The organism is Actinopolymorpha cephalotaxi (genome assembly GCF_013408535.1).
GTDB lineage: Bacteria > Actinomycetota > Actinomycetes > Propionibacteriales > Actinopolymorphaceae > Actinopolymorpha > Actinopolymorpha cephalotaxi.
Genome location: NZ_JACBZA010000001.1, coordinates 4,457,122 through 4,476,250, shown reverse-complemented (window position 1 = coordinate 4,476,250; position 19,129 = coordinate 4,457,122). Strand labels below are relative to the sequence as shown.

At 69.6% G+C, this 19,129-nt stretch carries 15 protein-coding genes; 8 read left to right on the top strand and 7 right to left on the bottom strand.

Translation table 11 applies throughout. The features are described from left to right. Positions 1-147 precede the first annotated feature (147 nt). From FHR37_RS19775 to FHR37_RS19765, 3 genes are all read left to right on the top strand, one after another. Positions 148-867 (top strand): GntR family transcriptional regulator, encoded by a 720-nt coding sequence (locus FHR37_RS19775; RefSeq protein WP_175542624.1) that lies wholly within the window; start codon positions 148-150, stop codon positions 865-867. A 54-nt stretch (positions 868-921) separates the two neighbouring features. After that, positions 922-1,803 (top strand): cupin domain-containing protein, encoded by an 882-nt coding sequence (locus tag FHR37_RS19770; RefSeq protein WP_092885296.1) that lies wholly within the window; start codon positions 922-924, stop codon positions 1,801-1,803. Positions 1,804-1,867: 64 nt separating this feature from the next. Further along, positions 1,868-2,980: a Gfo/Idh/MocA family protein gene (locus FHR37_RS19765; RefSeq protein ID WP_092885294.1), complete on the top strand. Its 1,113-nt coding sequence runs from the start codon at positions 1,868-1,870 to the stop codon at positions 2,978-2,980. Here the strand turns inward: FHR37_RS19765 and FHR37_RS19760 are convergent. After that, positions 2,977-3,768 carry a 4a-hydroxytetrahydrobiopterin dehydratase gene (locus FHR37_RS19760; protein ID WP_092885292.1) on the bottom strand — a complete coding sequence of 264 codons (792 nt, stop codon included), beginning with the start codon at positions 3,766-3,768 and terminating at the stop codon, positions 2,977-2,979. The genes FHR37_RS19765 and FHR37_RS19760 overlap by 4 nt on opposite strands. A gap of 110 nt (positions 3,769-3,878) precedes the next feature. Here FHR37_RS19760 and FHR37_RS19755 point away from each other — a divergent pair, with 110 nt between their 5' ends. Then, the gene (locus FHR37_RS19755) at positions 3,879-4,859 is read left to right on the top strand and encodes a helix-turn-helix transcriptional regulator (RefSeq protein ID WP_092885290.1); all 981 of its coding nucleotides are present in this window, start codon (positions 3,879-3,881) and stop codon (positions 4,857-4,859) included. Here the strand turns inward: FHR37_RS19755 and FHR37_RS19750 are convergent. Genes FHR37_RS19750 through FHR37_RS19735 form a run of 4 tightly spaced genes read right to left on the bottom strand, consistent with a single transcriptional unit; the run spans position 4,856 to position 8,429 of the window. Then, the gene (locus FHR37_RS19750; RefSeq protein WP_092885288.1) at positions 4,856-5,791 is read right to left on the bottom strand and encodes an ROK family protein; all 936 of its coding nucleotides are present in this window, start codon (positions 5,789-5,791) and stop codon (positions 4,856-4,858) included. The two genes, FHR37_RS19755 and FHR37_RS19750, sit on opposite strands and share 4 nt — an antisense overlap. 49 nt (positions 5,792-5,840) lie before the next feature. Then, entirely contained in the window at positions 5,841-6,620 is a 780-nt protein-coding gene (locus tag FHR37_RS19745; RefSeq protein WP_092885286.1) for a phytanoyl-CoA dioxygenase family protein, read from the bottom strand. Positions 6,621-6,638: 18 nt separating this feature from the next. Further along, on the bottom strand, positions 6,639-7,592 hold the full coding sequence (locus tag FHR37_RS19740; protein ID WP_092885284.1) for a helix-turn-helix domain-containing protein: 954 nt from the start codon (positions 7,590-7,592) through the stop codon (positions 6,639-6,641). 30 nt (positions 7,593-7,622) lie between these two features. Then, on the bottom strand, positions 7,623-8,429 hold the full coding sequence (locus FHR37_RS19735; RefSeq protein ID WP_175542623.1) for a phytanoyl-CoA dioxygenase family protein: 807 nt from the start codon (positions 8,427-8,429) through the stop codon (positions 7,623-7,625). A gap of 104 nt (positions 8,430-8,533) precedes the next feature. Here FHR37_RS19735 and FHR37_RS19730 point away from each other — a divergent pair, with 104 nt between their 5' ends. From FHR37_RS19730 to FHR37_RS19720, 3 genes are all read left to right on the top strand, one after another. Further along, the gene (locus FHR37_RS19730) at positions 8,534-10,471 is read left to right on the top strand and encodes an ABC transporter substrate-binding protein (RefSeq protein WP_175542622.1); all 1,938 of its coding nucleotides are present in this window, start codon (positions 8,534-8,536) and stop codon (positions 10,469-10,471) included. A gap of 22 nt (positions 10,472-10,493) precedes the next feature. Then, on the top strand, positions 10,494-12,731 hold the full coding sequence (locus FHR37_RS19725) for an FAD-dependent oxidoreductase (RefSeq protein WP_092885278.1): 2,238 nt from the start codon (positions 10,494-10,496) through the stop codon (positions 12,729-12,731). An 86-nt stretch (positions 12,732-12,817) separates the two neighbouring features. After that, a complete protein-coding gene (locus FHR37_RS19720; protein ID WP_092885276.1) occupies positions 12,818-14,452 on the top strand; it encodes a glycosyltransferase family 39 protein in 1,635 nt (544 codons plus the stop codon). Positions 14,453-14,476: 24 nt separating this feature from the next. Here FHR37_RS19720 and FHR37_RS19715 read toward each other — a convergent pair whose 3' ends face one another. Both FHR37_RS19715 and FHR37_RS19710 read right to left on the bottom strand, forming a co-directional pair. Further along, complete coding sequence (locus FHR37_RS19715) at positions 14,477-15,637, bottom strand: acyltransferase (RefSeq protein ID WP_092885274.1); 1,161 nt, start codon at positions 15,635-15,637, stop codon at positions 14,477-14,479. Between the two features lie 157 nt (positions 15,638-15,794). Beyond that, a complete protein-coding gene (locus FHR37_RS19710; protein WP_237768929.1) occupies positions 15,795-16,754 on the bottom strand; it encodes a L,D-transpeptidase family protein in 960 nt (319 codons plus the stop codon). Positions 16,755-17,150: 396 nt separating this feature from the next. Here FHR37_RS19710 and FHR37_RS19705 point away from each other — a divergent pair, with 396 nt between their 5' ends. Beyond that, positions 17,151-19,124: an elongation factor G gene (locus FHR37_RS19705; protein ID WP_092885270.1), complete on the top strand. Its 1,974-nt coding sequence runs from the start codon at positions 17,151-17,153 to the stop codon at positions 19,122-19,124. The last annotated feature ends 5 nt before the right edge of the window (positions 19,125-19,129 follow it).

Below are 19,129 nucleotides of genomic sequence, written 5' to 3'. Positions count from 1 at the left end.
TGGTGGCCGGATCCGGTCACCGGCGATTCGGTGCGTGTGGTTCGAAGTGGTCTAGCATTCCAAACCAACATGAGCCAAAAGCGGCATGAGAGGTTTGGTGTGGCGATCCTCAGCAGCGTTCGGAAGGACAGCGCCGAGCCTCCGTCCATGCAGGTCTACCGAATGTTCGTCGGAGCCATCTCGGACGGGACGTTCAGGCCCGGCGCGCAGCTTCCGCCCGAACGCGAGCTCAGCTCCCAGGTCGGGGTCAGCCGCGCCACGCTGCGCGTCGCGTTGCGTGCCCTCCGCGACGACGGCGTACTCGAGCCGACCCAGGGCCGCGGGTGGCATGTCGTCACGCCGAGCGTCGTGGAGGAGGGGCACGAGCCGCCGCTGAGCTTCACCGAGATCGCGGCGCTGCGCGGCCTCACCGCCACGGCGGAGGTGCTGAACCAGTCGACCAGACCGGCCACGCTGGAGGAGGCCGAGGAACTCGGGATCGCACCCGGGTCGGAGGTTTTCAGCCTCGACCGGTTGCGCAAGCTCGACGACGTGCCGGTCGCGGTGGCAGGTGCCCTGCTGCCGGTCGCCCTGGTGCGCGAGGCGCTGGACGTCGACTATTCCACCCGGTCGCTGTACGCCACCCTGCGCGAACGCTGCGGGATCACACCCACCCGGTCGGAGTACATGCTGCAGGCGAGGGGCGCCGAGCCCGACGAGGCGGCGCAACTCGGGCTTGCCCCGGGCGAGGCGGTGCTCGTCGGCGCGTACACCTGCTTCGACGACAACGACCGCGCGTTCGAGGTCGGCCGGATCGTCTACCGGGGAGACCGATACCGCTTCCGCACCGTGCTCCGCGACGGTCGCCGGCCGCTCCCCGGCGCCTGAGCCGGCACCAGATCGTCAACCCCTGTTGAACCCTGTGGAAAGGAATCCCCACCTATGGCCCGCCGACCGTCGCCGCGTCCCACGTACGACAAGGCAACGCCGATCCGCCGCGCGGACGCGACCCTTCACCTGTGGGGTGACGAGGAGGCCGGGCTGGTCGAGGACCGGATCTACGTGTCGTCGGACTCCGTGCACCAACTCGAGCTCAGCCTGCCGCCCGGCGGGCGGTTCCAGCACTCCGACCAGAACCGCACGATCTTCGCTGCCGACGAGGTGTACCACGTACTGAAAGGCACCCTGGTGATCGCCAACCCGGGCACGGGAGAGGTCGAGGTCGCGCACGCCGGGGAGAGTGTCTTCTTCCGCCGCGACACCTGGCACCACGGCTACAACTACGACGCCACGTCGCGGCTCCGGGTCCTCGAACTGTTCGCGCCGCCGCCCGCGCAGGGCACGTCGTCCGGCTACGCGCGGACCAAGGAGAACCTCACCGAGTGGACCTACCACGACAACAGTGAGTTGACACAGTGGCCGATGAACGCGGAACAGCTGAAGAAGAGTCGCTCGTTCCGCGTCATTCGCGACGCCGATCTGCTGTGGCGGCTGGAGGATCCCAACGGTGAGTACCTCGTCGGCCTCCTCGTCAGCACCGAGCACCTGACCGTCGGGAAGGGTGTGCTCCTGCCGGGCCGCCGCAGTCCGGTCGAGCGGCACGACGGGGACGAGAGCGTGTACGTGCTCGAGGGCCGCCTCAACATCCTGCTGCCGGACGCGACGGAAGCTCCGATCTGGTTCGAGCTGGGCCCGGGCGACGGGTTCTACGTACCCCAGGGGACCGCACACCAGTACCACAACGTCTCGCAGGGGCAGGCGAAGTTCCTGTTCGCGACTGCGCCGTCCTACCTACCGGCGGGTGCTGCCGCCGAAGTCAACTGACCGTGGCGCCGCGGGCGAGGGCGTTTCTCCAAGCAGTAAGTACGAAACGAGAAGGAGGTGGCCGATGAGCCGCCCGGGCAATGTGGTCAACGTAGGATTCGTCGGTTGCGGCAGCGTGATGAACGGGCCGTACATGAGCCTGGCCCGTGAGCTGCGTGAGCGCGGCCGTATCCGCACGGTCGCCGCGTGCGACGTCGACCCGGAGAGGGCCCGGGCGACGGGCGAGCGGCACGACATCCCGTGGGTCACCACCGACCCGCGGGAGATCATCGACTCCCCGGACGTCGACGCCGTACTCATCCTCACCTCGATGCCCGAGCACGGTTCGCTTGCCCTGGCCGCGCTGGAGGCCGGCAAGCACGTCCTGGTCGAGAAGCCGATGGCGGTGACCCTCGACGAGGCGGCGAAGCTGGTGCAGGTGGCGAAGGAGAGTCCCGGCCATCTGGTCTGCGCGCCGGCGGTGATCCTGAGCCCCACGTACCAGGACATGTGGCGGCACATCGCTCGCGGCGACATCGGCCGGGTGCATCTCGCGCGGGCACGTTACGGATGGGCGGGTCCCTGGTGGGGGAAGTGGTTCTACCGTTCCGGCGGCGGACCGCTGTTCGACCTCGGCGTCTACAACGTCGCGTCCCTGACCGGATGGTTCGGACCGGTGCAGCGGGTGACCGCGATGGCCGGCACGGCGACGCCGGAGCGCGTGGTCGACGACGAACTCATCAAGGTCGAGGTCGAGGACAACTTCCAGATCCTGCTCGACTTCGGTGACGCGACGTTCGCCTCCATCACCACGGGGTTCTCGATGCAGGCCTACCGCGGGCCGGCGATCGAGGTCTACGGCAGCAAGGGAACCGTCCAGATGATGGGCGACGACTGGGCGCCCGCGGGATACGAGCTGTGGCAGAACGACGCGGGCGCGTGGAAGATCCACGGGGACCGCAATCCGCGGTGGCCCTGGACGGACGGCCTTCGGCACCTGATCGACTGCATCGACAACGACGTCGCACCGTTGATCACGCCTGAACACGCCTACCACTGCCTGGAGGTCATGATCAAAGCCATCGACGCCGGCCGGGACGGGCAGACGAGGACGGTCGAGAGCACCTTCACTCCACCGGCGTTCGATCTTGGGGACGACCGCCAGGACGCTCACCTGGTGCACGCACCGGAGCGTTAACCAGCTGGCTCGGTCACGGCGCGGTCTGGTGGGTTCACCCAGTTGGATCCGCCGGGCCGGTACTGCGAGTCGCACAGGGCCGTGTCTCCTGGTCGCCAGGTGCACAGGTAGACGAGGTTGCCGTCCGGGTCGGCCAGCACCCAGGCCGACGGCGCTGCCTCGCTGGTGACCAGCGTTCCGTCGGCGGCCAGGGCCGCGTCGATGCGCGGCTTCACCTGGCTGGGGTCGACCCACAGGTGGGGGTGCCAGACGCGCCGCGTGTCGGCGGTGCCGGCGGTGCCGGCGGTGCCGGCGGTGCCGGCGGCATCGGAGCGCTGGAACCAGACCATCGGCAGCGCTTGGCGCGTGTCGCCGACGTCGCCCCAGTTGTCGTCGCCGATCACGTGTTCGCCGCCCAGGATCGCGGCCCAGAACGGTGCGATCTTGTCGTACGCAGGGGTGTCGAGGCCGAGCTCGATCCGGGACACGGTGCCGCATTCGAGTTCGGCACCAGCCCCGGCGGCGATGTCGCGGACCCGGCGAGCCAGCGTCACGTCGCTTTCGGTCACTCCGCCGCCCTCGCGGCTGGTCAGCCGGACGTCGACCCGGTTCGGACGCAGGTCGAGCTCGGCGTGGTGGTTCAGCTCTTCGGCGGCCTGGCCGATCGCCTCGACGAGCCGAAGCCCGGCGGCGAAGTTCGCGGTGTGAATCCTGGTCTGCAGCCCGCCTTGGCCGTACGACAGAAGAAGGGCCCAGCCGTCGAGGTTGGCGGCCGCGATCTGCTGCCCTGTCAGCGCCTTCGTACTCATCTCTCCACTCTCCGGTCGTAGCGTCCAGACGGGCCTCGCCTGGATCTGGGGGAACTGTAGGAGACAGAAGTGGCCAGCTGAGTGGCCTATTTCCCTGCTACTTTGCGCTCATGCGCGCAGAGCGCCTCGTGGCCATCGCACTGCTTCTGCAGGCCCACGGACAGATGACCGTCTCGCAGTTGGCGCGGCGGCTCGAGGTGTCCGACCGTACGGTTCGGCGCGACCTCGACGCGCTGCTGCTGTCCGGGCTGCCGGTGTACTCCCAGCGCGGGCGAGGCGGCGGGTGGGCACTGGTCGACGGCCACGCGATCAACCTGTCCGCCCTGACGGCGGAGGAGGCGCAAGCCCTCTTTCTCGTGACCGGGCCGGAACTCCTGGCCGGCCTGGGCCTCGACGGCCTGACGTCGGCGCTGCGCAAGCTGCTCGCCGCGCTGCCGGCCACCACCCGGGAGCAGGCCGGCCTGACCCGGCGCGCCATCCACATCGATCCGACCCGGTGGGGTCAGCCGACCCTGCCGGCGCCTCCGGCCCTCGCTCCCCTTCGGGCCGCTGTGGTCGCCGGAGTCCAGGTGGATCTCACGTACGCCAATGCCGGAGAGGACGCCATCGCCCGGCGTGTCCATCCGTACGGCCTGGTGTCGAAGAGCGGCGTCTGGTATCTGGTGGCCGGCACCGACTCGGGCCTGCGGACATTCCGCGTCTCGCGAGTCGTCGATGCCGCGGTCACCACCGAAGCGGTCGAGCGTCCGGACGACTTCGACCTCGTACGGGCGTGGGAGGACGTCAACCGACGCCGCGGGCCGTGCTCGCGCGAGCGGGTCAAGGTCGAGTTCCAGGTCCGTCCGGACGTCGTTGCCGCGGTCAGCTCGACACTCCCCGAGCACTACCGTCTTCAACCGGTCGACGGCCCGTCCGGCCAGGTCCGGCGGTTCGTCGCCACCTTTCCCTCCGTCCACGAGGCCGCCTGCGAGCTGATCTACCTCGGCGAGGGTGTGCGGGTGCTCGAACCTCCCGCCGTCCGCGCCGAGATGGTCCGGATCGGGCACCGGCTGATCGCCGCGCACGCCCCTGACTGGCCACGAGCCAACTAATCGGCCGCAGTCGCCGGAGTGGCCATGGCCGTCAGGGCAACCAGGGCAGCGCCGACGAGGCCGGCTCGTGCGCCGAGCGCGGCGGTGACCAACGGCGGGGGGTTCGGGCGGCGCCCGGCGCGCGCGGTGTAGGTGTCGCGAGTTGTCGTACGCACGGGACTGTCGGCGCTGCCCAGCCCGCCGCCGAGGACGACCACGGGCGGATCGAGCAGGGCAACGACGTCGGCGAGAGCCACGCCCAGCGCGTCTCCGGCGGAGGTCAGGAGCAGTGTCGCGGACGGGTCTCCGGCCTCCGCTCTGGCGGCGAGGTCACGGGTCGGCACCTCGGTCCCGGTCAGCTCCGCGTGCCGGTGCTCGATGCCCCGCCCGGAGGCGAAGCTCTCCAGATTGCCGGTCCAGGTGGGGTCGACCCGCGCGGGCACGTCCCACTCGCCGAGGGCGATCGCCTCGCCACGTGCGCCTCGTACGACAGTGCCGTCGACGATCGCCGCCGCGGACAGCCCCGTCCCGAGGGCGACGTAGAAGAGCCCCGGGTGGCCCGTGCCCGCACCGTGCCGCCACTCCGCGATCGCACCGCAGCGCACGTCCGACTCGATCGCCACCGGTACTCCCGGGCAGATCGCGGCGAGTACGTCGGAGGGCTGCTCGGTCCAGGCCAGCACCTCCCGCGATGTCAACCGGCCCTTGTCATCCACGTACTCCGGGAATCCCGCGCCCACGCCTGCGATCCGCCAGCCCTGTTCGGCGGCGTGGGAGCGAAGGTCCGCGGCCAGCGCGGCGGTGGCGGCCAGCGCGGGATCGCCGCCCTGCGGTGACCGCGGCGTCGGCGTCTCGGCGTACCAGCGGACGTCCAAACGATCGTCGACCAGAGCGCCGGCGAGTTTGGTCCCGCCGACGTCGAGCGCGAGGGCGACGTCCAGTCCCGGTTTCACCCTGCTGTCTCCTGTCGAGTCGCCCGTTTCGCCAAGCGGCTCAGGGAGCCTACGCCTGCTCCGAGGCGTACCACTCGGGCCGCTGCCAGTAGTAGTCGTGCGGGGTCTCGACCGGGGTGGGTGCGACCTGGAAGCCCATGATGTACGCCCGGCGCGGGACGCCCGAACGGTTCGGCCCCGCGTAGTGCACCGTACGGCAGTGGTGGATCGTCACCCCGCCGGCCGGAAGTGGGCAGGCGACCGCGCGGCCGTCGGCCGCCTCGGCCTCGGCGGGCTCGAGTTCGAGCGCGTGCGCGTCGGGGTTGGCCAGCCGGTGTGGGCGTACGTCGAGAGCGTGGCTTCCGGGCACGAACTGCATGCAGCCCATCTCGACCGTGGTGTCCTGCAGCGGCATCCAGAAGCTGACCGCCTGGTGGTCGTAGCCGGGATGCCAGTACGCCTCGTCCTGGTGCCAGGGCGTCGGCGCGCCGTGACCGGCCGGCTTCATGATCGCGTGGTCGCCCGCCCGGGTCACGTCGGGACCGAGCAGCTGACCGGCGACGGCGAGCGCGTTCACCCGGGCCTGGGTGTCCAGCAGTTCAGGTGCGTAGGTCTCCGGGTTGAGGATCTGCGGAAGGGTCTCCCGGCCGTCCTCGTCTGGCGTGGCGAGTCCGAGGTGGTCGCCGGCGCGGAAGGTGTCGCCGGTGCTGGCGAACAGCCGGTCGTAGACCTCCCGCAGCAACGCCACCTCGTCGGGTGAGGTGAGTGCGGGCAGGGAGAGGAATCCGTCGCGGTGGAAGGCGGCGATCTGGTCCGCGTTCAGTGAGACGGTGGCTTCGGCGGTGGACAACGGATCCTCCCGGCAGTGTCAGGTGTGCGTTGACACTACGTCCGGGCCGTCGGGGAAGCTTGTCCGTGCGGAGCGCGTAGTTGACCGCAAGGCGCGTGCGTGGGCTCGCAGGACGCGTGGGCTGACGCCGAACTGTGTGCGGAAGGCGCGGGAGAAGTGCGCGAGGTCCGCGAAGCCGGTGTCCGCGGCGATCCGGCTGACGGGCAGGTCGCCGGTGACCAGCCGCTCCCGTGCACGGGTCAGCCGATAGCGGCGTACGTACGCCATCGGCGCGACGCCGAGCGTCTCCCGGAAGCAGCGTGCCAGGTGCTTCGGTGAGAGGTGAGCCGCCCGGGCGAGGTCGTCGAGTTCGAGACGCTCCCCGAAGTGCTGGGCGACGTGCGCGAGGACCGCGCGGACCTCGGGCCGCAACTCCACACCTGGGAGCGGCGCGGCATCGCCGGCTCTGTCCGGTAGGTCGGCCTGCGCGAGGTCGACGATCTCCGCCAGTGCGAGCTCGGCCAGTGCGGGTGCCCGGAACGCGCGGGACGTCCGGTCCGCCTGGGATGCCGCGACCGTCTCCGTGATCAGGTGACGCAGCCGGTCCGACGGGTGGGGGAGGACCAGCGGCAGCTTCAGCAACCCGAGCAGGTCGATCGCGTCGAACAGCATCACTCCACATCCGAAGCCCGCAAGCGAAAGCGGTCCGGCGCCGGCGTTCGCCGAGACCCGACGGGGGCCCGGACGCAGCACTGCGACCTGCCCTGCCTCGGCTACCACGTGCTGCTCACCCAGCGCGACCGAGCACGACCCATCGCGGATCAGCCACACCTCGCCGTACGGCTGCGCGTCGAGCTCCAGCCGCCAGCGCGGACCGGCGATCACGTCGTACGCCTCGTACAACCGGAACGCGGCATCCTCCCAGAGGCCCACCAAGTCGACGTGTGCCTGGTGCAGCCAGTCCTCCGCCGCGGGGGCCGCGCCGTTCGCCATGCATGGCAGCCTGCCATCCCACGTCGACACTCAGGACGGCGGTGGCTGGGTGCGGTTCAGGCCGAAGGTGTCCTCGCCACTGACCACCACGCAGGCGTGTCCGGGAAACAGCGGCGGAGCGTCCTGGTCGAGCAGGGCGACGAACGGCAGCGTGTACCGCGCCGACAGCCCCATCCGTCGCGTGTTCGAGGTGTTCCGGTGCGACTGGTGGAGCAGACGCTCGTTGAACAGGAAGAACTGCCCGGGTCGCAGCACCATGTCCACCGCCGCGGACTCGTCGACGTACGCCGGATCGGCCTCCTGCCCGAACGCCACACCGTCGCGCGCCGGCACGTGGGGGACGACCCGGCGATGGGAGCCGGGAATGATCCGTACGCAGGAGTTCTCCGTCGTCACCTCGTCGATCGCCATCCACATGGACAGGTTGAGCGGTGGCTCGAGCGGCCAGTAGTTCGCGTCTTGGTGCCAGGGAATCTCCTTGCCACCGGGGTCCTTGGTGAAGAAGTAGCTTGCCCAGACCACGAGATCGTTTCCGATCAGGGCGCGCAGCCGGCCGAGGATCTCCGGCCGGGTGACGAGGTCGTGGACCAGCCGGTGGTCGAGGTGCCGTGACTGCAACGGGTTCTTCGGGTTCCGACCGGGAGTGGGAATCACCTCGGTGTCGATCCGCTGCCGGATGGCGGCCATCTCCGCCGGCGGCATCGCGGTGAAGGGGCCGAGGTGCCCCCGCTCGTGGAAGTGGCGTACCTCGTCGCGGTCCAGGCTCGGGGCGGTCGCCGGAGTGGTCGCCGAGGTGGTCGCCGGGGTGTTCGCCGGGGTGGGCGGATGCGTCGTCATCGTCCGATGCTGACCGCCGGAACGCATGGACGGCGTCGCCACTGACCGGCACTGGCCATATGCACAAGGTGACCAACCTTTGCTGTGAAGGGCATGCTGGCACCGTGGACCGCCGTCGCTTCCTCCTCACCACCGGCGCCGGGACCCTGGCGCTCACGTCCCTGAGCGCGTGCGACCTGCTGTCCACCGATCCCACCAACGGCAACCGGAACTCCGGTCGCGACCGTGGAGCCTCCGGCGCAAAGGAAGCGCCCGGCCTGCAGAAGCTCGTCAAGGCCGGGAAGCTGCCGCGGTTGGCCGAACGGCTCCCGAAGTCGCCGCTCGTCGTGACTCCCGTGGAGCGGGTGGGCGCGTACGGCGGCGACCTCACCAGCGCGATCCTCGGCCCGGCCGAGGCCGTGCAGCTCTACCGGATCGTCGGGTACGAGTACCTCATGCGCTGGAGCCCGCAGTGGAAGTCCGTGCCGATCCCGAACATCGCCACGTCGGTGAAGGCCAGTCCGGACGCCCGGCAGTTCACCTTCGCGTTGCGCGAAGGGATGCGCTGGTCGAACGGGGACCCGTTCACCGCGCACGACATCGTCTTCGTCCAGAACGACGTCTTCAACAACTTGGAGCTGTATCCGGCGGGCCCGACGAACGCCGGCACCGCGCAGGCGCTGGACGACCACACGGTCCGGTTCACCTTCGACGAACCGAACGGGCTCTTCCTGCAGGAGCAGGCCTCCACGATGGGCCTGGACTATGTCACCAGGCCGTCGCGCTATCTCAAGCGGTTCCACGCGAAGTACAACCGGGACGTCGCGGCGGAGGCGAAGAAGGAGAAGTTCGCCGGCTGGACGGAGTACTTCTCCGCCAAGGCGGACCGCTGGGTCAACCCCGACCTGCCGACGGTGTTCCCGTGGCGGATCACCCAGGGAGTCGGTGAGGGGACGCGAGTCGTGCTGGAGCGGAATCCGTACTACTGGAAGGTGGATCCGGACGGCCGGCAGCTTCCCTACATCGACCGGGTGGTGTACTCGGTGGTCTCCGACCCGGAGGTCCTGCTGACGCACGTGCTGGCCGGGGACATCGACTTCCAGCTCCGCCCGACCAACACGCTGACGAACAAGCCGGTGCTGGCCCGCCGTCGCGAGCAGGGCCACTACCGCTTCAGCCGGGCGGTGCCGTCGAACATGAACACCATGGTGCTGTGCCTGAACCTCACCCACGGCGACCGGGTGCTGCGGGACGTCTTCCGGAACAGGGACTTCCGGATCGGGCTCTCGCTGGCGATCAACCGCAAGGAGATCATCGACACGGCGTACCAGAAGCAGGGCAAGCCCTACCAGGCCGCGCCGCGTCCGGAGTCGGAGTTCTACGACGAGAAGTTCGCCACGCAGTACACGGAGTACGACGTGGCCGGTGCGAACCAGCACCTGGACCGGGTGCTGCCTGACAAGGACGACAAGGGCTTCCGGCTGCGACCGGACGGCCGGCGGCTGGAGTTCACGGTGGAGTTCGCGAACGGCATCTGGCCGGAGTATCCCGCCGTTCTCGAACTCATCCGCACCTACGCCACCAAGGTGGGCGTCGACCTGACGATCAGGGGTGAGGACCGTGCGCTGTTCGACGTACGCACCGGTGAGGCGCAAAAGCACGACGCGGCGGTGTGGCAGGGCGCCGGTGGATGGAACGACATCTACCTCAACCCCTACTTCTACCTGCCGGCGAGCGCGGGTGCGACCTACTTCGGCCGCGCCTGGTGGGACTGGTATCTCAGCGGCGGCAAGAACGGCGAGGAGCCACCGGAGCCGACGAAGCGGCAACTGACGCTCTTCGACCAGCTGAAGGGCACCGCGGACCCCGGGAGAAGGACGTCCCTGATGAAGCAGATCCTCGCCATCGCCCGCGAGGAGTTCTACACCATCGGAATCAACCTCCAGCCGGAGGAGTACGCCACCGTCAACAACCGCTTGCGCAACGTCCCGGACACGATGCCGAACTCCTGGGTGTATCCGACCCCGGGCCCGACGAATCCCGAGCAGTACTTCATCAGCTGACTCCGCTGGGAGTGATCGAGCAATGCGCCACGAGGAAGTCGTCTCCGACGTCACGGTCGTGGGTGGTGGGCTCGCGGGTTGCTGTGCGGCGATAGCGGCCGCCCGGCAGGGTGCGAGGGTGGCGCTGATCCAGAACCGCCCGGTGCTGGGCGGGAACTCCTCCAGCGAAGTCCGGGTCTGGGTGTGTGGCGCCACCGCACACGGCACCCACCACCACGCCCGCGAGACCGGGATCATCGGCGAGCTGATGGTGGAGAACCAGTTCCGCAACCCCGACGGGAACCCCTACTACTGGGACCTCGTGGTGCTGGAGGCCGTGCGCGACGAGCCGAACATCAGCCTGTTCCTCAACACCGACGTGCGCACGGTGGAGGCCGACGGGCCCGAGCACGAGCGGATCATCCGGTCGGTGACCGGCTGGATGATGGGCTCCGAACGCGAGATCAGGTTCACCGGCCCGACGTTCCTCGACTGCAGTGGTGACGGCCTGGTGGGTTTCCTGGCCGGCGCCCGCTTCCGGACCGGCTGCGAGGCGCGCGGGGAGTACGGCGAGTCCTGGGCGCCGGAGCAGGCCGACGACACCACCCTCGGCAGCACCATCCTCTTCTACTCCAAGGACGCCGGGCATCCGGTGAAGTACGTCCCGCCGGCGTTCGCCCGTGACATCACCCGCACGTCCATCCCGGAACGCCGGATCATCCGCGAGGACCTGAACGGATGCGCGTACTGGTGGATCGAGTGGGGCGGCGAGCGGGACGTCGTCCACGACAACGAGGAGATCCGGGACGAGCTGCAGGCCGCGATCTACGGCATCTGGGACCACATCAAGAACTCCGGGCAGTTCGACGCCGACAACCTCACCCTGGAATGGATCGGCGCGGTGCCGGGCAAGCGGGAGTACCGCAGGTTCGTCGGTGACCACACGCTGACGCAAGCCGACGTGCTGGGACAGGAGTTCTTCCCCGACCGGATCGGCTTCGGCGGCTGGTCGATCGACCTGCACCCTCCCGGCGGGATGTACGCGACGGAGCGAGGGTCGCGGCACTGGCACCCGCACGGGAACTACCACATTCCGCTGCGCAGTCTCTACTCCGAGAACGTCACGAACCTGTGGATGGCCGGTCGCAACATCAGCTGCAGCCACGTGGCGTTCGGGAGCACCCGGGTGATGGCCACGTGCGCCGTGGTGGGGGAGGCGGCCGGGACCGGGGCGGCGCTGGCGACCCGCCGCGGGGTGACGCCGCGCGACCTCGCCACGAACGAGCTCGGCCTGGTCCATCAGGCGATGGTGCGCGCCGACGCCGCGCTGCTGGGCGTGGAGAACACCGACCCGAACGACCTGGCCCGCTCGGCGCGGGTCGACGCGTCGTCCACGCTCAGGCGGCTGGTGGTCGACACCTCCGTCGGCACCGTTCCGCTGGACTCCCATCTGGGCATGGTCGTTCCGGTCGATCCCACCCTCGGCTTCGTCGAGTTGCTGCTGGACGCCGAGGAGGACACCACTGTCAACGTGGAGTTGCACAGCACGGGTCAGCCGCAGAACTACGTTCCCCTTCATCTGGAGACGTCGGCCACCGCGCGGGTCGAGGCCGGCCAGAAGCGGTGGGTGCGGTTCGCGCTGGACTGGACGCCGGACCAGCCGCAGAACGCCTTCGTCGTCGTACGCGCGAACGACGCCGTGTCGGTCCACCACAGCGACAGTGCCGAGCCCGGCACGTTGTTCTTCCGGCACCGCACACCGCCGCCGGAGGAGAAGTACACCGAGCAGTGGCGGGAGTGGAAGCACATCCTGCACCGGCAGAGCCTGTGCCTGCGGCTGGGTTCGCCGACCGGTGCCTACGACGCCGGTCATGCGGTCGGCGGGTACGCGCGTCCCTACGGTGGCCCGCGGATGTGGGTGTCGGAGCGGATGGAGTGGGACGAGCGGCCGTGGCTCCGGCTTTCCTGGAACGAGGCCGTGACCTTCGGCGAGGTCGCGGTCATCTTCGACGACGAGGTGGAGGAGGATCTGATCAACCTGCACCACCACCGGACGCCGTTCGACGTCATGCCCGGCCTGGTCCGTGACTATCGCGTGCAGGCGATGGTCGCCGGGGAGTGGACCACGATCGTTTCGGTACGCGAGAACCGCCGCCGGCACCGCGTGCACCGGTTGGCCGAAGCCGTCACCACCCGTCGGCTTCGCGTCCTGGTCGAGGCCACCAACGGCGCGCCCCGAGCGCATGTGGTGGCACTCCGCGTCTACGCCGACCCGCGCTGACCGAACGATCGACCTTTCGGCTCCGGGTGCCGGCCGGGCCTACGGGGCCGCCCGGACCGCCGCGTCCGGGTCGTTAGGATCGGCGGGTGCCCAGAACCCAGCACCCTCGTTCCCGCACGGGCCTGGTGGGAGAAGTCGTGGTGTGGGCGGCCGTCCTGGCCGGCATTGTTGCCCGGGTCGACCTGTGGTGGCAGGGGCGCGCGTTCTGGCGCGACGAGCTGGCGCTGGTGCAGAGCCTGGACACCTACTCGCTCAGGAAGCTGCTGGGCCCGCTGTCGGACACCCAGTCGGCACCGCCGGCCTGGCTGCTGCTCGAACGCCTGGTCACGACCGCCTTCGGTACCGGTGAGCGCGCGTATCGGCTGATCCCGCTGCTGGCCGGCTGCGCGACGCTGGTCCTGGTCGCCCTGCTGGCAAGGAAGTTCGTCCGCCACACGTGGACCGCGGCGATCCCGGTGCTGGCGCTGGCAACGTTGCCACAGTTGGTCTTCTACTCAGCCCAGGCCAAGCAGTACACCACCGACATGCTGCTGGTCACCGGCCTGTTGCTGCTCGGGGTCGGGATGCTCCGCGGGGAACCGAGCCGGCGGCGCGAGGTCGCCTGGTACGCGCTGATCGCGATCGGTCCGTGGTTCTCCCACGGTTTCATGCTGGCGGCACCGCTGCTCGCGGCCTGGGTCGGGTTCGTTCAGTGGCGCGGGGGAGTGCGATCGCTCCTGGGACAACTGGCCCGGCTGGCGGTGCCCGGTGTTTCGTTGTTGCTGGCCGCCCTCTGGGCCCGCCATCTCACCTCGCTCGCGCCCGACTTCGCGTGGTACTGGAAGCCGTTCATGCGCGTCGGCGACCGCGGCCGTTTCCTGCACTGGAACCGCTTCCTGTGGGAGGACTTCGGCATCCGGGAGCTGGGCTTCGACCGGCCCTGGGCGCTGGTCCTGCTCGCCGTTCCGGTGCTGGGCCTGGCCGCCGCGTGCGCGCGGCGATGGTCACGGAGCACCGCGCCGTTGCTCGTACTCCCGTTGATCACCGCGTACGCCTTCGCGCTCGTCTCGATGTACCCGTTCGGGCGCCGCCTCGTGCTGTTCTGCGTACCCGGCGTGCTCGTCCTGGCCGGTATCGCCGTGGACGCCCTGGTCGACGGTGTGCGGCGACTCGCTCCTTCGTGGGCGGCACAGGTCGTGGGACTCGCCGTCGTCCTCGCCCTCGGGCTGGTCGCCTGGACGACGCCGGTGGGCCTGAACCAGGACCTCCGCTACCAGTACGGCGTGGACGACTACCGCGTGGCGTTGCGGTTCGTGAAGGCGCGGTGGAAGCCGGGGGACGTCCTCGTCGTCGGCAACGGCGACCGGGTGGCGTTCCGGGTCTACGGCCCCCGCCTCGGCCTGCCCGCCGACCGTGCGTACCGGGCCATGCGGCTCCTGGACGAGACCAAACGGGTCGGCTGCCCGCTGCCGACCGGGATCACCTCGGCCGGGCGCATCTGGCTGATGACCGGCGACCGGGTGTCGATCTACCCCAGGGACCGGAGCCGGTACACGGTGATCGTGCCGTTCCTCGACCGCTATCACCGGGTCTACTTCGCCGACAAGGGGCACGTGACGATCCAGGTCCTGATGCCCGGACCCGCCCGGGGGGTGGAGCCCGCGAAGGGCCGGTGCCTGGGGTTTGCTCCCGTCGGGCCTCCCGGGACCCCGGCTCGCCCGCCCGCGCTCCCGGTCGACTGACCGGACGTGACCCGACCTTCTACGTCAGACCAGCCGGCGAACGTACGGCACACGCAGCAGCAACCAGGCCGCCGCCGCGCACAGCAGAAGAACCACGACGACGCCTGCCGAGTGGTAGCCGATGCTCGACCACGGCGAGCTGAACCTCGGCTGGTATTCCCGGACGAACGCCACCGGGATCGGGTGGATGAGGTAGATCCCGAGCGTGAGGTCGGCCAGCCGCAGCCCGACGGGTCGCTTCTTCGGCTTCTCGGAGGCAGCGGTGGCAGCGCGGTCCCGCGTGGCGTCGACGGGTTCGCCGTCACCGAAGATCGCCCGCATGAGGAAGACCATCGCGATCGCCATGATCATGGGCCCGAGCAGCTGGTAGTGGTACAGCATCAGGCCGTACCGGTTGGCGAACGCCATGTACAGCACCCAGGTGCCGATGACGTTGGCCAGCAGCGTGACGGCGAACGTCACCCCCGCGATCCAGCCGACGCGCCGGCGGCTTGCCGGCATCGGCATCGTCAGCAGGACGTACCCCAGCAGGTAGTAACCGATCCAGGGCAGGAAGTAGCTGAACGCGTTCGGTTCCAGCGAGAGGCCGCTGAAAACCCTGTGCAGCTTGTCGAAGAGCGTCACGGCGATGATCAGCGCAGTGCCCGTGACGAGGTACCTGCGCGGTGCCGCGTCGACGAAGATCCGGAGAAACGGCGTGATCAGGTAGAGGCCGAAGATCACGAAGAGGAAGTACAGGTGGTAGTACGGCTGGCCGAGCAGCAGGAGCCTGGGGAAGTCGCTCCAGGCCAGATCCTGACCGGTCGTCCAGCGCCCGAACCAGATGTAGAAGGCCGACCAGGCGAGGAGTGGGATCGCGAGCCTGGACGCGCGCCGAGCATAGAAGTCCCGCAGCGACTGGTTGCGTCCTGCCTGGAGGAGTACGGCGCCCGACGCCATCACGAAGATCGGCACACTGAACCGGCTGGTGGCCGTGACGAGGTTGCCGAAGTGCCACTCGCGGTCGGAGACCTTCCCCCACTCCCATGCCAGGTGCGTGCAGACGTGGCAGGCGACGACCGCGATCGTGGCGACGACGCGGACCCACGACAGCCAGGGGACGTAACGGCGAGCAGGACGGTCGGAGGTCGCCGTCGACGCCGGTGCGGCCACGACTTCGGCCGGCGCTGCGGCAGCTGACGACATCGGGTGCCCCCTCGAGTGATGCGGTCGAGGCAGGACACTGCTCACTGCGTCGCCGGCTCGCGAACATATACCGCGAACCGGGGTGGACGCCAGCGTCGACGGCCGGAAAAGTCGCCGAAGGCTACCAACGGCGACTCGCCGGTGGCGACGAGTGCCGTCAGGACCAGTAGACGACGACCTTGTCGCCGATCCGGGCCTCGCCGAACAGCTGGGAGAGCGCGTTCCAGTTGCGGACGTTCACGCACCCGTGGGAGCAGCCGTTGTAGCCGCGGGCGGCGAAGTCGGAGGAGTAGTGCACCGCCTCGTCGCCGCTGAAGAACATCGCGAACGGCATGGCGCTGTCGTACCAGTTGGAGTAGCCGTGCCGCACCTTTGCCCGGATGTGGAACGTGCCCTCCCGGGTCGGTGACGACGGGCAGCCGAACCGTACGTCCATCGTCAACCGGACGTTGCCGTCGACGACCCAGCGCAGACTACGGGTGGACTTGTCGATGCAGACCGTCCGGCCGGTCGTACAGCGCGGGTCGAGGGGACCGGTGCGCGGCTTGGGCTTCGGCGGGTACAGCTCGTCGTGGGTCGGGGTCCGGCTGGTCTCGCGCAGGCTGCGCCAGGTGGCGCTGTCGACGTAGCCGAGCGGTTCGAGGCCGTGCTTGCCCTGGTAGCCGTAAACCGCTTTGCGGGTGGTGGTACCGAAGTAGCCGTCGATCCACTCGGTGGAGAGCCAGTCGAGTTGGTGCAGGCGGGCCTCGAGTTCGCGGACCTGGTCCGAGCGAGCGCCGACGCTCATCAGCGCCTTGGGCTTGGGCTTGGGTGTGGCAGTTGGCTTCGGGGAGGGCTTCGTCGTCGCGGTGGGCGTGGGGGTGGGCGTCGGTGTCGCCCTCGGTGTCCGGCTCGGGAGCGGCTTCGGACGGGGCGCGCGAGAGGTCGGGGTCGCCTTGACAGGCGGCTTCTCACCGGACGACGGCGTGGGGGTGTGACGCGCCGGATCGGCGGCCGGGTGGTGCGCCTGCGCCGACGTGTCCGTGGTGTCCGGCGCCCTGTGCGCGAACGGCGGGAGGCCGGCGCCGTACGCGACACCGCCGAGTACGGCGACCGCGAGAACGGCGGCGGCTGACACCGCTGCGAGACGACGATGGCGCATCGGACCCCCAGGGGTTCAGGCGACTGTGCTGTGCGGCCGGCTGTGCTGTGCGGCCGACTGTGCTGTACGGCGACACCATCCAAAGGATGTCGTGAAGATCAGGAAGGTTGCACCTCCGCGCCGCGAGGAGCGTCACGATCCGGTCACGCGGCGGTGAAGTTGGCCGGGAACGGACGCCGTTCGTCGTTCGCCTGAGCCGGCAATTCGGTTGACCGCACAGGTGGCCGCTTGCTGCACTGTGCGGCAGGACCACCCACCGGCTTCCCGGCTACCCGGCTGCCGACCACCGGTCGGCGCCCAAGGAGTGCGCCATGCGTGCGGCGTTCGTGTCACCTCAGGAGGCAACTGTCGCCTATCCGAAGGGCATGACGCGTGGCGCGGACGTTGAACCTTGGGATCGTGGCCCATGTCGATGCGGGTAAGACGAGTCTGACGGAGCGGCTGCTCCACCTGGCGGGGGTGATCGCGCAGGTGGGGAGTGTGGATGCGGGCAGCACGCAGACCGACACCTTGGAGTTGGAGCGGCGTCGTGGGATCACGATTCGGTCGGCGGTGGTGTCGTTCGTGCTGGACGGTGTCACGGTCAATCTGATCGACACTCCTGGGCACCCGGATTTCATAGCCGAGGTGGAGCGGGTGCTGGGGGTGCTGGACGGTGCGGTGCTGGTGGTGTCGGCGGTGGAGGGTGTGCAGGCGCAGACCCGGGTGCTGATGCGGACGCTACGGCGGCTGGGGATTCCCACGCTGGCGTTCGTGAACAAGCTGGACCGTCGTGGCGCCGACGCGGAGCGGGTGTTCGCCGAGATCGCGGAGAAGTTGACGCCCGCGGTGGTGGCGATGGGCCGGGCGTACGACGAGGGAACCCGACAGGCGGGCTTCGTGCCGTACGGACCGGATGACGAGCCGTTCGTGGCCGCGGCGGTGGAGGTGCTCGCGGACCGCGACGAGGAGTTCCTGGCCACCTACGTCGACGGTGGGCCCGAGGTGCTCACTGGCAGGCGTGCCCGTGCGGAGCTCGCCGCCGGGACCGCCCGCGCGGTGGTGCATCCGGTGTTCTACGGTTCGGCGATCACCGGTGCGGGGGTGGCGGACCTGGTGGCCGGGATCACCGGGTTGCTGCCCGCGAAGGAGGCCGAGACCCGTGGCCCGGTGTCGGGGACGGTGTTCAAGGTCGAGCGGGGGCCGGCGGGGGAGAAGGTCGCCTACCTGCGGATGTTCTCGGGGGAGTTGCGGGCGCGGGAGCGAGTGCGGTTCGCCCGCGGCGACAGCGAGGGTGAGGACCAGGGCGAGAAGGTGACCGCGCTGCGGGTGTTCGACCGGGGCGGGGTGGTGCAGTGCCCCGCGGTGGTGGGCGGGCAGATCGCCAAGGTGTGGGGGCTTTCCGACGTACGGATCGGCGACACGATCGGTGTTTCGGGAACGACCGGCGACCACCACTTCGCGCCGCCGACGTTGGAGACGGTGGTGGTGCCGGTCCGAGCCGGTGACAAGGGCCGGTTGCATGGCGCGTTGACGCAGTTGGCCGAGCAGGACCCGCTGATCAACCTGCGTCAGGACGACGTCGCCCAGGAGTTGTACGTCTCGTTGTACGGCGAGGTGCAGAAGGAGGTCATCGAGGCCACCCTCGCCCTGGAGTACGGCATCGACGTCACCTTCCGCGAAACCACCCCCATCTGCGTCGAGCGGGTGCTCGGCAGCGGCGCGTCGTACGACCTGATGGGCGGCCCGAACAATCCGTTCGCGGCGACGATCGGACTGCGGGTCGAACCCGCACAGGTGGACGCGGGGATCGACTTCCGGCTGGAGGTCGAACGCGGCTCCCTTCTGCCCACGCTGCTGAAGGCGATCGAGGAGACCGTTCCGCTCGCGTTGCGGCAGGGCCTGTACGGCTGGCAGGTGCCCGAGTGCAAGGTCACGTTGACACACTCCGGCTACTCCTCGGCCGGCAGCACCGCCGGCGACTTTCGCGGGCTGACGCCGCTGGTGGTGATGGACGCGCTCAAGCAGGCGAGAACGGTCGTGTGCGAACCGGTGCACAGGTTCCGGCTGGAGCTTCCGGCCGACACGCTGGGAGCGCTGCTGCCCGTGCTCTCCCGGCTGGGCGCTGTTCCGGAAGCACCGACTACAAGGGGAGCTGGCTGCGTACTGGAGGGAAGGATCCGAGCGGCCGCCGTGCACGACCTGCAGCAGCAGTTGCCGGGGCTGACCCGCGGCGAGGGCGTACTGGAGTTCGCGTTCGACAGCTACGAGCCCGTCAGGGGCGGCGCGGTCCCCGCCAGGCCGAGGACCGACCACAATCCCCTCGACCGCAAGGAGTACCTACTTCACGTCGTACGCCGGGCCTGACCCGG

What these genes read in the sequence shown, in the direction of transcription:
- FHR37_RS19775 (WP_175542624.1), top strand. Translation starts at nt 148, where the DNA reads ATGCAGGTCTACCGAATGTTCGTCGGAGCCATCTCGGACGGGACGTTC.
- FHR37_RS19770 (WP_092885296.1), top strand. Translation starts at nt 922, where the DNA reads ATGGCCCGCCGACCGTCGCCGCGTCCCACGTACGACAAGGCAACGCCG.
- FHR37_RS19765 (WP_092885294.1), top strand. Translation starts at nt 1,868, where the DNA reads ATGAGCCGCCCGGGCAATGTGGTCAACGTAGGATTCGTCGGTTGCGGC.
- FHR37_RS19760 (WP_092885292.1), bottom strand. Translation starts at nt 3,768, where the DNA reads ATGAGTACGAAGGCGCTGACAGGGCAGCAGATCGCGGCCGCCAACCTC.
- FHR37_RS19755 (WP_092885290.1), top strand. Translation starts at nt 3,879, where the DNA reads ATGCGCGCAGAGCGCCTCGTGGCCATCGCACTGCTTCTGCAGGCCCAC.
- FHR37_RS19740 (WP_092885284.1), bottom strand. Translation starts at nt 7,592, where the DNA reads ATGGCGAACGGCGCGGCCCCCGCGGCGGAGGACTGGCTGCACCAGGCA.
- FHR37_RS19735 (WP_175542623.1), bottom strand. Translation starts at nt 8,429, where the DNA reads ATGACGACGCATCCGCCCACCCCGGCGAACACCCCGGCGACCACCTCG.
- FHR37_RS19725 (WP_092885278.1), top strand. Translation starts at nt 10,494, where the DNA reads ATGCGCCACGAGGAAGTCGTCTCCGACGTCACGGTCGTGGGTGGTGGG.
- FHR37_RS19715 (WP_092885274.1), bottom strand. Translation starts at nt 15,637, where the DNA reads ATGTCGTCAGCTGCCGCAGCGCCGGCCGAAGTCGTGGCCGCACCGGCG.